This is a genomic window from Nocardiopsis yanglingensis, from assembly GCF_045809185.1.
In the GTDB taxonomy this organism is placed as follows: domain Bacteria; phylum Pseudomonadota; class Gammaproteobacteria; order Xanthomonadales; family Xanthomonadaceae; genus Stenotrophomonas; species Stenotrophomonas yanglingensis.
On record NZ_JBJNRH010000014.1, the window covers coordinates 25,751 to 39,320 of the forward strand.

General features: G+C 65.4%; 15 protein-coding genes. 6 read left to right on the plus strand and 9 right to left on the minus strand.

Annotated features, from left to right (window positions below; genetic code table 11):
* Nucleotides 1–133: 133 nt before the first annotated feature.
* Entirely contained in the window at nt 134–649 is a 516-nt protein-coding gene (grpE, locus tag ACJ7C5_RS16780) for a nucleotide exchange factor GrpE (protein ID WP_412704536.1), read from the minus strand.
* Between the two features lie 63 nt (nt 650–712).
* Nucleotides 713–1,777, minus strand: a complete 1,065-nt coding sequence (gene hrcA, locus ACJ7C5_RS16785) for a heat-inducible transcriptional repressor HrcA (protein WP_008266321.1) — start codon at nt 1,775–1,777, stop codon at nt 713–715.
* Between the two features lie 115 nt (nt 1,778–1,892).
* Between hrcA and recN the strand changes: the two genes are divergently transcribed.
* Nucleotides 1,893–3,569 (plus strand): DNA repair protein RecN, encoded by a 1,677-nt coding sequence (recN, locus tag ACJ7C5_RS16790; protein WP_412704537.1) that lies wholly within the window; start codon nt 1,893–1,895, stop codon nt 3,567–3,569.
* Between the two features lie 103 nt (nt 3,570–3,672).
* Here recN and ACJ7C5_RS16795 read toward each other — a convergent pair whose 3' ends face one another.
* Nucleotides 3,673–4,590 (minus strand): LysR family transcriptional regulator, encoded by a 918-nt coding sequence (locus ACJ7C5_RS16795; protein ID WP_412704538.1) that lies wholly within the window; start codon nt 4,588–4,590, stop codon nt 3,673–3,675.
* A gap of 97 nt (nt 4,591–4,687) precedes the next feature.
* On the opposite strand from ACJ7C5_RS16795, the gene ACJ7C5_RS16800 reads away from it, so the two are divergent.
* Entirely contained in the window at nt 4,688–5,932 is a 1,245-nt protein-coding gene (locus ACJ7C5_RS16800) for an SGNH/GDSL hydrolase family protein (RefSeq protein WP_412704539.1), read from the plus strand.
* Between the two features lie 58 nt (nt 5,933–5,990).
* Here the strand turns inward: ACJ7C5_RS16800 and fur are convergent, their stop codons facing one another.
* On the minus strand, nt 5,991–6,398 hold the full coding sequence (gene fur / locus ACJ7C5_RS16805) for a ferric iron uptake transcriptional regulator (RefSeq protein ID WP_005409235.1): 408 nt from the start codon (nt 6,396–6,398) through the stop codon (nt 5,991–5,993).
* A 103-nt stretch (nt 6,399–6,501) separates the two neighbouring features.
* Here fur and ACJ7C5_RS16810 point away from each other — a divergent pair, with 103 nt between their 5' ends.
* The gene (locus tag ACJ7C5_RS16810) at nt 6,502–6,894 is read left to right on the plus strand and encodes an outer membrane protein assembly factor BamE (protein ID WP_412704540.1); all 393 of its coding nucleotides are present in this window, start codon (nt 6,502–6,504) and stop codon (nt 6,892–6,894) included.
* A 36-nt stretch (nt 6,895–6,930) separates the two neighbouring features.
* Here the strand turns inward: ACJ7C5_RS16810 and ACJ7C5_RS16815 are convergent, their stop codons facing one another.
* Both ACJ7C5_RS16815 and ACJ7C5_RS16820 read right to left on the minus strand, forming a co-directional pair.
* A complete protein-coding gene (locus ACJ7C5_RS16815; protein WP_088025688.1) occupies nt 6,931–7,188 on the minus strand; it encodes an RnfH family protein in 258 nt (85 codons plus the stop codon).
* A gap of 3 nt (nt 7,189–7,191) precedes the next feature.
* The gene (locus ACJ7C5_RS16820) at nt 7,192–7,617 is read right to left on the minus strand and encodes a type II toxin-antitoxin system RatA family toxin (protein ID WP_010484449.1); all 426 of its coding nucleotides are present in this window, start codon (nt 7,615–7,617) and stop codon (nt 7,192–7,194) included.
* A gap of 57 nt (nt 7,618–7,674) precedes the next feature.
* Between ACJ7C5_RS16820 and smpB the strand changes: the two genes are divergently transcribed.
* Nucleotides 7,675–8,178 (plus strand): SsrA-binding protein SmpB, encoded by a 504-nt coding sequence (gene smpB, locus ACJ7C5_RS16825; RefSeq protein ID WP_010484447.1) that lies wholly within the window; start codon nt 7,675–7,677, stop codon nt 8,176–8,178.
* Nucleotides 8,179–8,267: 89 nt separating this feature from the next.
* On the opposite strand, the gene ACJ7C5_RS16830 is transcribed toward smpB, so the two are convergent.
* Together ACJ7C5_RS16830 and ACJ7C5_RS16835 are read right to left on the minus strand one after the other, a co-directional pair.
* Entirely contained in the window at nt 8,268–8,840 is a 573-nt protein-coding gene (locus ACJ7C5_RS16830) for a hypothetical protein (RefSeq protein WP_093999978.1), read from the minus strand.
* A gap of 140 nt (nt 8,841–8,980) precedes the next feature.
* Nucleotides 8,981–9,412: a GNAT family N-acetyltransferase gene (locus ACJ7C5_RS16835; protein ID WP_088025685.1), complete on the minus strand. Its 432-nt coding sequence runs from the start codon at nt 9,410–9,412 to the stop codon at nt 8,981–8,983.
* A 158-nt stretch (nt 9,413–9,570) separates the two neighbouring features.
* Between ACJ7C5_RS16835 and ACJ7C5_RS16840 the strand changes: the two genes are divergently transcribed.
* A complete protein-coding gene (locus ACJ7C5_RS16840) occupies nt 9,571–11,559 on the plus strand; it encodes an XVIPCD domain-containing protein (RefSeq protein WP_412704541.1) in 1,989 nt (662 codons plus the stop codon).
* A 139-nt stretch (nt 11,560–11,698) separates the two neighbouring features.
* On the opposite strand, the gene ACJ7C5_RS16845 is transcribed toward ACJ7C5_RS16840, so the two are convergent.
* The gene (locus ACJ7C5_RS16845; RefSeq protein WP_295555065.1) at nt 11,699–11,887 is read right to left on the minus strand and encodes a hypothetical protein; all 189 of its coding nucleotides are present in this window, start codon (nt 11,885–11,887) and stop codon (nt 11,699–11,701) included.
* 319 nt (nt 11,888–12,206) lie between these two features.
* Here ACJ7C5_RS16845 and ACJ7C5_RS16850 point away from each other — a divergent pair, with 319 nt between their 5' ends.
* Nucleotides 12,207–13,427, plus strand: coding sequence for a substrate-binding domain-containing protein (locus tag ACJ7C5_RS16850; protein ID WP_412704542.1), 1,221 nt, complete (start codon nt 12,207–12,209; stop codon nt 13,425–13,427).
* Nucleotides 13,428–13,570: the final 143 nt, after the last annotated feature.

The following is a 13,570-nucleotide window of genomic DNA, read 5'->3' on the forward strand; positions in this document are numbered from 1 at the left end:
GGTGGATGAATACGATGTGGGGGAGGCTCGTGGAACATTCAAGCCATCTCCCGAACGCTGTGTTCAGCGCTTGGAAAACCTTGCCAGGCATGGCCTGGCACGACCGGGACCGGGCATGGCCCGGCCCGGCCGATCAATCGGCAGCCACCACCACCAGCGCCGGCCGCAGCAGGCGCTCGTTGAGCAGGTAGCCCTTCTGGAACACGGTCACCACGCTGCCGGGAGCGGCGCCCGGGGCCGGCACCTGGCTGATGGCCTGGTGGTGCTCCGGGTTGAACGGCTGGCCGGTCGGGTCCAGCAGGACCAGACCATTGTCGGCAGCGACCTTCAGCAGCTGCTTGTAGGTCAGCTCCAGGCCCTCGCGCAGCGGATGCGGGTCGTCGCCCGCGGCCTTCAGGCCGGCATCCAGGCTGTCGAACACCGGCAGCAGCTCGCCCAGCAGCTTCTCGTTGGCGAACTTGCGGGCCTGCTCGATGTCACGGGCAACGCGCTTGCGCTGGTTCTCGAGGTCGGCGCGCTCACGCAGCGCATCGGCCTTGATCTGCTCGACTTCGGCGCGCAGGCGCTCCACTTCGTCGTTGACGCCGGCGGCGGCGGCCGCATCGGCGGCAGTCTGCTGGGATTCGATATCTGGATGTTCGTGGTTCATGTCTGGGTCCCTGGCGGTCAATCTCCGCCTCCACCCACCCTAGTGTGGGCGGGATGCTGCGTTTCAAGCGTCGGATGTTCCGGGAGTACGCCCGGCCGGTGAAAAGGCCGCGCCGAGCACATCGGCAGTGGCCTGGACCAGCGGGATCATGCGGTCGTAGGCCATCCGCTTGGGGCCGATCACGCCCAGCACGCCCAGTACCTGGCCATTGGCGGTGTACGGGGCGGTGACCAGCGAGACGCCCTGTAACGGCATCATCCCGGTCTCTTCGCCGATGAAGATGCGCACGCCCGGGGCCTGGATGGTCCGCTCCAGCAGCTGCAGGATCTCGCGCTTGCTGGAGAACAGCTCGAACAGCTCGCGCAGGCGCTCCAGGTCGGACAGGTCCTGCACCCCCATCAAACGGGTCTGGCCGGCCACCAGCATGTCGTCGGCGGCCGGCTGCAGGGCCTGCTCGGCCAGCTCGATGCTATGCGCCAGCAGCTGCTCCAGCTCGGAACGGGCATCGCGCAGCTCCAGCAGCAGGCGGGTGCGGATCTCGGCCATCGGCAGGCCGGCAAAATGCGCATTGAGGTAGTTGGCCACCTGTTCCAGCTGGCCCGGCGCGAACTCCTGGCGGGTCTCGATGACCCGGTTCTGCACCTCGTTGTCGGCAAATACCAGGATCGCCAGCACCCGACGCCCGTCCAGCGCCACGAAATCGATCTGACGGAAGGCGAACTGCTCGCGCCGCGGCGCGCTGACCACGCCGACGAAGTGGCTCATCGCCGACAGCAGCTCCGAGGCGCTGCCGAGCAGGGCCTGGGTGCTGCCGCCGCCGGCCAGTTCCTGGCGCAACCGGGCCAGCTCGCCCTCGCCCGGCGGCTGCATCTGCAGCAGGCTGTCGACAAACACCCGGTAACCGTGTGCGGTCGGGATGCGTCCGGCCGAGGTGTGCGGCGACGCCAGCAGCCCCAGGTCTTCCAGGTCGCCAAGGATGTTGCGGATGGTGGCCGGGCTGACCTCCAGGCCGGCCACGCGCGCCAGCGTCTGCGAGCCAACCGGCTCACCGTCCTGGATGTAACGCGCAATCAGCGTGCGCAGCAGATGGCGCGCACGCGGGGCAAGCTGGTCGGGAGAACCGTGCATGGAATCAACCTGTGAGACACGGACACTAGATAATGGCGGCGCATCACCTTGGCAAGTCATTGGACCTCCCTCGCGCGCGTGCTAGCGTTGCGCGGCTGCTGATACCCCCTTACCCATGCTCAGACATCTTTCGATCAAGGATTTCGCCGTCGTCCGCGCCACCGAACTGGAGTTCGGGCCAGGCATGACTGTGGTTTCAGGCGAGACCGGCGCCGGCAAGTCGCTCATGGTCGACGCGCTGGGCTTCCTGTCCGGCCTGCGCGCCGACAGCGGCGTGGTCCGCCACGGCGCCGCGCGCGCCGAGCTTTCGGCCGAGTTCGCGCTGGACCAGCTGCAGGCCGCGCGCCAGTGGCTGGCCGACAACGAGCTGGACGACGAGGAACAGTGCCAGCTGCGCCGCGTGATCCGCGCCGATGGCGGTTCGCGGGCGTGGATCAATGGCCGCCCGGTGACCCTGGCCCAGCTGGGCGACCTGGCCTCGCTGCTGGTGGAGATCCACGGCCAGCACGAACAGCAGGCCCTGCTGACGCGCCCGTCGCAGCTGGCCCTGCTGGATGCTTATGCCGGCAACGAGAACGAGCGCCGCCAGGTGCGCCGCGCCGCTGCGGCCTGGCAGGCTCTGGTCGATGAATCGCTGGCGCTGTCGCAACAGGGCGACGTCAGTGACCGGATCGGCTTCCTGGAACACCAACTGCGCGAACTGGACCGCGAAGACCTGGAACCAGAGTCGATCGTGGCACTCGGTGCCAGCCACCGCCGCCAGGCCCATGCCAGCGCCCTGCTGAGCGCCTGCCAGGCGGCCAGCAACCAGCTTAATGGCGACGACGGCAGTTCCGCGCTGGACCTGCTGCAGCAGGTGCGCCACGAACTGTCGCGCCTGATCGAACACGATCCGCGCCTGGGCGAGGTGGACGGCCTGATCGAGAACGCCTCGATCCAACTGCATGAAGCCCTGTCGCTGCTGGACCGGGTGCACGACGACCTCGACGCCGACCCGGAACAGTTCGAGGAGAACGAGCGCCGCCTCGGCCGCCTTCACGACCTGGCCCGCAAGCACCGCGTGCCGATGGACGAGCTGGGCGCGCAGCGCGAGCGCATGCATGCCGAAGTGGAGCAGTTGCGCGGCGCCGACGAACGCCTGCAGCGCCTGGCCGGCGAGATCGACAAGGCCGCCGCCGCCTGGCGCGCACAGGCCGAAGTGCTGACCGCCAGCCGTCGCAGCGCTGCGGCCGAACTGTCGGCCACCACCACCGGCATCATCGCCGAGCTCGGCATGGGCGGCGGCCAGTTCCTGATCGAACTGGAACCACAGGACGCCGGCAAGCCGGACCCGCAGGGTGCCGAACGGGTGGAGTTCCTGGTCGCGGCCAACGCCGGCCAGCCGCCCCGCGCCCTGCGCAAGGTGGCCTCGGGCGGCGAACTGTCGCGCATCTCGCTGGCCATCGAAGTGGCCGCGCTGGACCTGGATGCGGTGCCGACCATGGTGTTCGACGAGGTCGACTCCGGCATCGGCGGCGCGGTGGCTGACATCGTCGGCCAGAAGCTGCGCGCCCTTGGCGAGAAGCGCCAGGTGCTGTGCGTGACCCACCTGCCGCAGGTCGCCTCCAAGGGCCACGCCCATTACCGGGTCAGCAAGGCGCCGGTGGAAGGCATGACCCAGAGCGCGGTGGAAAAGCTGGACACCAAGGCGCGCGAGGAAGAGCTGGCGCGCATGCTGGGCGGCGTGGAAGTGAGCAAGGAAGCGCGCGCCGCCGCCCGCAAGCTGCTGGTCGCGTCGAGCTCGCTGGACTGAGCGCATTGAGCCGAGCATGGGCTCGGCTCTACAACGTGCGCCCGGACGAAACCGACATGTAGAGCCGAGCCCACGCTCGGCTCCCGCGCGTCCGCGCGCGGCGTTACCCCAGCGGCCGCGCCAGATCCACGTGCTCCACCAGAAAATCGAGGAAGGCGCGCACCCGCAGCGGCAGATAGCCACCCTGCCCCAGGAACACCGCGTGCACCTCTTCCAGGTCACCGGGGTTGGCTTCCTCCAGCACCGGCAGCAGGCGCCCGGCGGCGATGTCCTCCTGCACCTGGTAGGTCGCCAGCCGCGCCATGCCCAAGCCCCCCAGCACCAGCTGGCGCAGCGCGTTGCCGTTGCTGGCGCGGGCGTTGCCACTGGGCAGCACCATCCGCTCGCGTCCGTCCTGCAGCAATGGCCAGCCCTGCATCGCACGTGCATGACCGATGTCCAGCCGGTTGTGCGACTGCAGCTCCTCTGCGCTGCGCGGCAGTCCATGACGCTGCGCGTAGGCCGGCGCGGCCACGATCATCATCCGCGTCGCGCCCAGCCGTCGCGCCACCAGGCTGGAGCTCTTCAGCGGACCGGCGCGTACTGCCACATCGGTACGTTGCTCCAGCAGGTCGATCACCTCGTCGTTGAGGGTCAGGTCCACACCCACCTGCGGGTTGCGCTCCAGGAACGCCGGCAGCAGCGGCAACAGGAAGTGCTGGCCAAACGGCACGTTGGAATTGACCCGCAGGCGTCCGCGCGGCTCGGCATGTGCGCTGGCGCAGCGCTCGGCCTCCTCCAGGTCGGCCAGCACGCGCAGGCCACGCTCGTAGAACGCACAGCCTTCCGGGGTCAGCTGCAACTGGCGGGTGGAACGCTGCAGCAGACGCGTACCCAGCCGCTGCTCCAGCCGCGCCACCAGCTTGCTCACCGCTGACGGCGTCATGTCCAGGGTGCGGGCCGCGGCGGAGAAGCCACCGGTCTCGATCACCCGCACGAACACTTCCAGTTCGCCGGATCGGTTGATGTCGGGTCGCGCCATAGCGATGAATCCAGTTCACAGATGATTGTCCATGCGCAGTCTAGTTCACAGATGGACGGAGAATCACCATGGCGCTCCCTCCTCCCGGGATTGCCCGATGAACCGCTTCAGCCAGCTCACCGCGACCGCCTTGATCGCACTGTCCAGCGCAGCCAGCGCCGCCCCCGCCCCGCACTGGGTTGCCAGCTGGCAGGCCAGCCCGCAACCGGTCTGGGGCGCGGAGTTCCTGTTCCCGACCCTTGTCCCAGCCGCACTTCAGGACCAGACCTTCCGCCAGACAGCGCGTATCAGCCTGGGCGGACCTCGGCTGCGGATACGGTTGAGCAACGCCTACGGCACCCAGCCGCTGCGGATCGGGGCGGCGAGCGTGGCCGCACGCGCGGGAGCCACCCCGCAGCCGCTCAGTTTCGACGGCCAGTCCGGGGTGCTGATCGGCCCCGGGCAGGAACGGCTGAGCGATCCGCTGCCACTGGCCACGGATGACCGGCAGGCGCTGCAGGTCAGTGTCTTCGTGCCCGGGCCGACGCCGGTGCAGACGTTCCATTGGGAGGGTCGACAGACCAGTTGGATTGCGCCCGGCGACCAGAGCCAAGCCCAGGCACTGCGCGGGGCCAGCAGCACCACTGCCCGCCTGTTCCTGGCCGGCATCGAGGTCGAGGCCGCTACCAGCGCACGCGGCGTGGTGGTGATCGGCGACTCGATCACCGACGGCGCCACCGCCAGCCTCGACCAGGACCAGCGCTGGACCGACCACCTGGCCGCACGTCTGGCACCGCGGGACATCGCCGTGGTCAACGCCGGCATTTCCGGCGGGCGGCTGCTGCGCGACGGCATGGGCGAGTCGGTTCTGGCCCGCCTGCAGCGCGATGCACTGGATCAGCCCGGCGTGGCCAGTGTGATCGTGCTGATCGGCATCAACGACATCAGCTGGCCCGTCACCGCGTTCGCCCGGAACCAGGCCCGGCCCACGCTGGCCGAACTGCAGGCGGGGTATCGCGCCCTGGCCGAACAGGCCCGCCGCCGAGGCGTTCGGGTCGTGGGCGTCACGCTGACACCGTTCGCCGGCGCCCTGCCCGGCACGCCGCTGGACGACTACTACCACCCGGACAAGGACAGCCTGCGCCAGCAGCTCAATGCCTGGCTGCGCACGGACAGCCCGTTTGACGCGGTGATCGACCTGGACGCCGCGCTGCGTGACCCGGCCGATCCGTCACGGATGGCTGCCGCCTACGACTCCGGCGATCACCTGCACCCGGGCGATGCGGGTAACCGGGCCATGGCCGAGGCGGTGGATCTGGAGGTGTTGATGGGGCCATCCACGCATGGCGTGGATCTACTGTGAACAACGAAAAACCCCGGGCAAGCCCGGGGTTTCGTCGCATCCAGCTGGCCGGAACGGCTTACTTGCGCTTCTTGCGCACGTACAGCACCAGCGAATGCTCTTCCAGCTCGTAACCGTGGTCGGCAGCGATCTTGCGCTGCAGCTCCTCGATCTCGTGGCTTTCAAACTCGATGATCTTGCCGCTGTCCACGTCGACCATGTGGTCGTGGTGGCCGCCACGGTCCAGCTCGTAGACGGCCTGGCCGCCTTCGAAATTGTGCTTCAGCACCAGGCCGGCGGCCTCGAACTGGGTCAGCACCCGGTAGACCGTGGCCAGGCCGATCTCGTCGCCATGCTCGAGCAGCTGGCGATAGATGTCTTCGGCGGTCATGTGGTGCTGGGCATTGCGCTGTTCAAGCAGCGCCAGGATCCGCATCCGTGGATGGGTCACCTTCAGGCCGACTTTTCGCAGGTCGTGGGTTTCCATAGGTCTCCGTTCATTGGCGATTTAGCGCCAGCTGCCTCGGATTGGGTCGCGGTGGCACGCCGGGAGTGTATCATCGGTTTGATTTCCCCAACCGCCAGTCCCGATGCGCAATCTCCTGTTGGTCGCCGCCGTCGCCCTGTTCACCACCGGGTGCGGCATCATCTACAAGCAACCCATCTATCAGGGCAACCTGATCCGGGAAGATGCCGTGGCCAAGCTGCAGGTCGGGCAGAGCAAGCAGCAAGTCACTGCGCTGCTGGGCACCCCGTCCATTCCTGACCCGTTCCACGCCCAGCGCTGGGACTACACCTCCAGCCAGCGCGTGAACCGCCTGGGCCGTACCGAGGTGAAGAACTTCGTGGTGTTCTTCGAGAACGACAACGTGACCCGTTGGGAAGGTGACTACTTCCCGGGCAACGACAAGGCCCTGGCCCAGCAGACCGTGCGCCAGTTCGGCCGCAACCTGCCGAAGGACAAGAAGAAGAAGGGCCGCTGAGGCCCCCTGCCCGTCCCCTGGGACGGGTCGCGGGAATCAACCGCCGAGCGCGCGTCGCCGGCGGTTGTCCTTGGGGTCGGCCTGCAACGGGCGTAGCAGCTCGATGCGGTCGCCATCCAGCAGTACCTGCTGCGGGCGCGCCAGTACCCCATGCACGGCCGCCGCCGGGCAGTCGGCACTGCCTTCCAGCGCAGCAGCGGCAATGGCCTCGGCCACGGTCGCGCCCTCGTCCAGCTGCAACCGGCGCGAGAGCACCCGCTGCGGCCAGGCCAGCACCACCTCGACCTCGATCATCGCTCAGGCCTCGTCGGCAACGCGGATGAAGTCGTTGACCATGCGGTCGGCCAGGCTCTGGAAGCCCAATGCCAGCGCCGGACCGAGCAGGCGCGAACTGGGCTCGAAGTCCAGGGTCAGGGTCACCTTGCAGGCATCTTCGGCCAGCGCATGGAACTCCCAGCGGCCGTGCAGCTGCTTGAACGGGCCATCGCGCAGCTGCATGTCGATGCTGTGCGGGCGCTGCAGGGTGTTTTCAGTCTGGAACCAGGTGCTGAACGACCCCAGGCCCAGGTCCAGACGCGCTACCAGTCGGTCCTCGCCCTGCTCCAGGATCTGGGCAGCCGAACACCAGCGGAAACGGCGCGGATAGGCCTGGACATCATTGACCAGGTCGAACATGCGCGCGGCCGAATGTTCGACCAGGGCGCTGCGGCGGATAGTAGGCATGAATACAGGACGTTTCGGCAATCGACCGGGCGGGCCCGAATCGGAGACAATACGGAAATGAGCAAGAACAGCGGCAAGGATAAAGCAAAGAGCGCGACGGCCAACAAAACCATCGCGTTGAACAAGCGTGCCCGCCACGAGTACCACATCGAAGACCGCTTCGAAGCCGGCCTGGCCCTGCAGGGCTGGGAGGTGAAGTCGATCCGTGCTGGCCGCGGCAACATCGTCGACGCCTACGCCTACGTGAAGGATGGTGAGATCTTCCTGATCGGCGCGCAGATCACTCCGCTGATCCAGGCCTCGACCCATGTCGTGGCCAACGACCGGCGCGATCGCAAGCTGCTGCTGCACCGGAGCGAGATCGACAAGCTGGTCGGCAAGGTCGAGCGCGATGGCTACACGATCGTGCCGACGGCGATGTACTGGAGCAAGAACAAGATCAAGCTCGAAGTCGCGCTGGCCAAGGGCAAGCAGACCCACGACAAGCGCGATGCCGCCAAGGACCGCGACTGGGCGATCGAGAAGCAGCGTGTGATGCGTCGCGGTAACCGCGACGCGTAAGGCGGTTGCGCATCACCCTGTAGAGTCGAGCCGTGCTCGACTGCGGTGAAGCAGCCGAGCATGGGCTCGGCTCTACAACACGATGCGGCTCAGCTGGCCAGAACGCCCTGCCTGCGCATCCGCGGCGCCAGCGCTGCGTGCATCACCGCCAGGTGCATCACCACCGCCAGTTCCGGCGCATAACGGTCATCACCTGCCCGCCATTTCCGGGCCAGTTCGGCAGCATCCGCTGGCAGCAGTGCCAGCAGCTGGGTATCGTCCAGCGCATCGGCCGCGCCCTGCAGCTGGCGGGCCACCTGCCGCGACTGCCACACATGTACGCCGATGCTCAAGCTGGCCAGCGACATCAGGACCACGGCCAGACCGTGCTCGAACCACTGCGACAGCACTTCCGGCCCCCACAGCAGGGCCGCCAGCACCGCCAGGCCCGGCAGGCGCCAGCCCAGCCAATGGGTGCGGCCGCGCTGCGACCAATGCACCACCACCGCGCTGGCGACCAGTGCCGCCGCCGCGGTGGCCGGCAGCTCGGTCAACCAGGTCGCTGCGAGCAGCACCGCCAGCACCGCCCAGACCCAGCCCGGCGGCAGCGCGCGCCGCTGGTAATCGGCACCGACCGGCCCGATCAGCTGCCGCAGGCTGCGTTGTTGGCTTGCATCGGTCACCCACAGTCTCCGTGTCTGTCCTGGCCCGGATGGTCGTCGCCAGTGTGTCGCAAATTCGTGCCCACGAAGTTAGCAATCCGCTATGACAGGCGCTCTACAACAAGTTGCGGATTGACAAGACGCGTGGGCGGCGGCGGCGCTCACCCCGCTGACAGATCCTTGCTGAGGAACACCCTGCAGGTACCGGGCGGGTCGCAAGGCACCCGACCGAATTCGGTCCATCCGTGCTTCACATAGAAGTCCGGTGCCTGGAAGCTGAGGGTGTACAGCACGCCGGAACGGCAACCGCGCCGCCGCGCTTCATCCTCTGCGGCCTCCAGCACACGCGACCCCAGCCCGTTGCCGCGGTAGGCCGCTGGCAGATGGAACAGATCCACAAACCACAGGCCCAGTGACGTTCGCCCGGCAAGGCCCCCTACCACCTCGCCACTGGCCGGATCGGTGACCAGCACCGCCAGCGTGCGCCGATCGGCGTAGCCCGCAGCGTTCAGATTGAACTGGTCCAGGCCACTGCCAATCAGGTCCAGCGCCTCGTCGCTGGGATCATCGGTTACGGCGACTTCAAGCGACATGGCGTCCTTCCATTGGCTGCGGATCGGGAATCCGAATGCTATCAACCCCGATACTCTGCTGCTGGGGTCAGGCAGAACGCCAGGGCCGCCCGTCCCGCCCCCATCAACCGAAGGGTGTCTATACTCGGGACTGGCTCACCTTTTCATGGGAAGTTCGCATGACTGCGACGGCCTCCAATCCTGACGATTCGATCGACCCCACCTACTCCGGCTCTACCACTGAGCGCAGTGTAAAACTGCCGGGTGACCGCGCTTCGATTACCTGGACCGCAGACGGCGCTGTAAAGGTTGCCGGACGTAGTATCGAGAAGACTCAGGCAGAAGTGGCTCTTGCGGGTGCCACGTTGAAGAAGGTGACAGAGGTAACGGGTACGGCAGGCGAGAACCATATCGAGCGCGAACGCATCACCCAGTTCAGCCTTGAGGCGTCGGTTGCAGTTGGCGCACGTGCCGAAGTCGAGGGCAAAGAGCGTCTGGCCGGTGTCGAGCTTGAAGCCGGGTCGCAGGTGGGTGCCCGTGTGCGCTATCGCGTCTCCCTGCCTGACACCAACGCACCTGAAGCGGGAAAATCCACTCCTGCATCGGCTGAGCAAGCTGCCAGAGTGAACCCTTTCAACCCGACCACGCTGCCGATCGGTGGCCGGGTGATGCTGGATAGCCAGCAATTCCAGCAGAGCGAGTTGAAAGTGGCGTTCCGCCACATCGCAACGGTGAACCAGCTCACTGAAGCGGAGGGGGTCGGTGTCGCGATCAGCCGTTTGGACGAACACCATGTACGGGTCGTTACCGGGCCCAACAAGGCAATCGAATCCCTGCAGGGCGCGGGCGTCGATCTAGGCATTGCGCGCGTGATGGCCGGCCGCCAGGATGCGCTTGGACAGTCCAAACTGCAGACCGCCGACTTTGACCTGCGCGACCCGGACGCGCGTGCGGCCTACATCCGAATGCTCGCAACAGGCCAGGTGGCCGATCAGACGCCCGGCGTGAGCAACGTGGCTCAGCTGGAGCGGTTGGACTACAGCTCCCAGCAGCGGCTGCAAGTGGGACTGGTCAATGACCTGGTGAGTGCCGATATCGCGGGGCGCCGCAATACTGGCACGGCGATCCAGAGCACGGCTCCCGACGGCAAGGTCACAGTTACCCAGCAACTGAGCTACGACGACAACGTGAAGCTGACGATTGTGCGCGCCTTTACCCGTGACGGAGAAACGCTCCGCGAGGACGTGGATGCGCGCAGATATCAGTTCCTTGTCGACACGGATGTGCCGACCCCGGGCTTTATGGACAGGGTGATTGGTGGCCGAAACGAAGCCGTTGAGGAGCGCAACATCGCCACCGGGTTGAACCTGGCTTTAACTGGATCGACCGAGGGCCCGGGACAGATCCATCCCGGTGAAAAAGTCTCGGTCAGCTTCAGCGAAGCGCAGATGCAGGAATTCATGCAGCGAACCCAGAAGATGGTCGAGCGCCCCCTCGGACATCTCGATCCATTGGCAGGTATCGCTCGCGCTGGCTATGGCGACCAGCCGCAGCGTGATGGTCTTGAGTTCGCAATCGGGATAGCCCGTAGCCTGCAGGGTAATGCCGATCAGTTCGGCAAGCATCTACAGCGTGTGGCGCAGGACGGTGACCCGCGTGGGCCTGTCCACCCGATCAATGCGCAACTCACGCGTTCAGACGGCACGCTGCTCAATGCGCCGGCTCAATCGCAGCAGCAGGCTCCGGCTCCCCTTTCACCGGCTGGCCGCACCGCCACCCTCGATCCGCGCGATTCGGACCACGAGGCGAATGCCATCTACAAGCAGAATTTCCAAGCGGCAGAAAGGCTGGCGTGCACCCAGGGCGGATTGCCGGATCAGGCAGTTGAGCGTTTGGCGATGGCCGGAACCATCGCAGCCCAGCAGGCTGGGTTGAGTCAGGTGGATCACCTTGTGGTCGGAAATCGTGGCCAAGCATTTGTCGTGCAGGGGGCACTCGACTCCCCGGCACATCTACGGGCGGGTTTCGACTATCAGACTGCGTTGAATACGCCGATCGAGGACAGCTTTTCCAGATTGCAGGTGGCCTCTGAATCGCGTGCACAGAGCGATCTGCGTGTTCAAGAGCACGAGCATGAGACGCGACTGATGGCGGCACGAGGACCATGACCTATCTCCGGGTCAGAAGGGCTTGCGCTGTCCAGGGACGCCGATGAGCTGCCACTGGCGTATGTCTGACCATAGCTGAATCATGCCGCTTTCAGCGGCGTCGGTTCCTGAAGGGGCCGCCGCGGCGGCCCCTTGGACCTTACAGGTCCGGCAGGCCCAATCGTCTCCGCAGCGCCGCCACTAGAATGATCGAGATCTGCGCCAGCGCATGCTGGTCACGCGTCAGCTCGTCATACATATCCAGCAGCTCCGGTGGGATCTTCCCCATCCGGGCTGCCTTGAAGGCCTCCATCGAGACCACCTGAGCCTTATGGCGCTCATCTTCCATGTCCTTCTCCAGCGTCTGGCGGCGAGAGTGCCGCCCTCTGCATGCCTTGGACCCGCCTCCAAGCCTGTTGCAGGGAAAAGAAAAGCAGCACCACCATCCATGGACTAGCCCTTCTCCTCCAATGGCCACCGGTTCTCAGCGTGATGGCTTCACAGAAGGATGACCGTTTGATCTTCCACAGGATTTTTAAGCGGTATGTCATTGATTCAATCGAACATCGAATCGATCTTCAGGGATAGGGGGGCTTGGAGGGTTCGAGCAACGGGTGTGCAACCTCCCTTGACGCCCCTCTGCAAAAGCAGCCCGCCAGGAGGTAAACGTGAAATCGATCAGGACCTTCTCCGCTTTGCTCGTTATCTCGTTGTCCAGTCCGTTCCACTTGGCTTACGCCCAGTCCCTTGTGCAAGGCGGCGGCGCCTCGGTGCCGGCAAATCTCTACAAGGGATCAGCAGACAGCATTCTTCCAAACAGCTTCAGCTACGCCGTAACGGGCTCCGGCAAAGGGAAGAAAGCGTTTCTCAGCAATGATCCCAGTCTCTTCGGGAACATCGGCACAGTACATTTTGCGGCAAGCGATTCCGTTCTTACGGCGACCGAGTTGTCCGACTACACCAACGCCTACAACGTACCCACAACCAACCAAAAATATGGAGCGCTCATCCAGATTCCCACGGCGCTCGTACCAGTCGTAATCCCCTTCAACAAGCCTGGCGCGAAGCTTGACCTGTCCATCAACGAGATCTGTGGTGTCTTCTCAGGCAAGATCGCGGACTGGTCTCAACTATCATCGGGTTTGTCGTCGGGTCAGAGTGGCCCGATCACTGTGGTTTACCGCTCGGAGAGCAGCGGTAGCACTGAAGTTCTCACGCGTTTTCTGTCTGCGGCATGCAAGCCAGTTGACCTGTTCGGGACTAGTCTCAAACCGCAAAGCAACTGGAGTGGATCGGCGCCGGGCTTCTCGATCCAGACGAGCTTCGCCGGCTTGTTCTCAAACAACACGGCGCCCTCAAACTTTCTCCCTGCCGTGGCAACGGGAGACACCTCGCTGCTTGATACCGTCAATTCTGGTAATGGCCGCATTGGATACACTGGCCCAGACGTGATGGCCAACCCGGACGATGCGACGAAAGTGGCCCGCGTGATTGGGTTTTCGCCCAAAGATGTGAGCATTCCCGCAACGATCGGTGCCGTTAGTCCGCCCACAAGCGCGCAAGACATTGCAGACCCCTTGAAATGGGTACCCAACATTGCCTATCCATCCACCGGCTACCCGATTGTCGGCTTCACCAATTTGATCATTGGCCAATGCTACAAGCGTCCGATTGTTGCAAGCGCAATTCGTTCATTCCTTTTCAATCACTACGGAAGCGCAGGTGATTCCAGCCAGGATCAAGGGCCCAATGACGCGACATTACGGGCGCACTGGTTCTACCCACTGGATAGGACTTGGCGTGAGGCGATCCGGACACGATTCGCGCTTGCAAGTAGTTCGACCGGACTGAACAACCCGGGCGCTTGCAATGGAATTGGGCGTCCCTAGCAGGGATTCGACATCACGACGTTGGAAAACAGGGCCGGCTGTCATGCCGGCCTCTGCCCCGCGGCCTGCCGCTGGACAGCAGCGGCGGCTGAACGATTTCAGCGTCGGCCCTGACCGCGCGTGACTGTTCAGGAAGATTGCCG

Coding starts and splice junctions, on each gene's coding strand:
- ACJ7C5_RS16795 (WP_412704538.1), bottom strand. CDS start 4,590: ATGGCGCGACCCGACATCAACCGATCCGGCGAACTGGAAGTGTTCGTG.
- smpB (WP_010484447.1), top strand. CDS start 7,675: ATGAGCAAGAACAGCGGCAAGGATAAAGCAAAGAGCGCGACGGCCAAC.
- ACJ7C5_RS16845 (WP_295555065.1), bottom strand. CDS start 11,887: ATGGAAGATGAGCGCCATAAGGCTCAGGTGGTCTCGATGGAGGCCTTC.
- ACJ7C5_RS16800 (WP_412704539.1), top strand. CDS start 4,688: ATGAACCGCTTCAGCCAGCTCACCGCGACCGCCTTGATCGCACTGTCC.
- grpE (WP_412704536.1), bottom strand. CDS start 649: ATGAACCACGAACATCCAGATATCGAATCCCAGCAGACTGCCGCCGAT.
- ACJ7C5_RS16820 (WP_010484449.1), bottom strand. CDS start 7,617: ATGCCTACTATCCGCCGCAGCGCCCTGGTCGAACATTCGGCCGCGCGC.
- ACJ7C5_RS16835 (WP_088025685.1), bottom strand. CDS start 9,412: ATGTCGCTTGAAGTCGCCGTAACCGATGATCCCAGCGACGAGGCGCTG.
- hrcA (WP_008266321.1), bottom strand. CDS start 1,777: ATGCACGGTTCTCCCGACCAGCTTGCCCCGCGTGCGCGCCATCTGCTG.
- ACJ7C5_RS16810 (WP_412704540.1), top strand. CDS start 6,502: ATGCGCAATCTCCTGTTGGTCGCCGCCGTCGCCCTGTTCACCACCGGG.
- ACJ7C5_RS16815 (WP_088025688.1), bottom strand. CDS start 7,188: ATGATCGAGGTCGAGGTGGTGCTGGCCTGGCCGCAGCGGGTGCTCTCG.
- recN (WP_412704537.1), top strand. CDS start 1,893: ATGCTCAGACATCTTTCGATCAAGGATTTCGCCGTCGTCCGCGCCACC.
- fur (WP_005409235.1), bottom strand. CDS start 6,398: ATGGAAACCCACGACCTGCGAAAAGTCGGCCTGAAGGTGACCCATCCA.
- ACJ7C5_RS16840 (WP_412704541.1), top strand. CDS start 9,571: ATGACTGCGACGGCCTCCAATCCTGACGATTCGATCGACCCCACCTAC.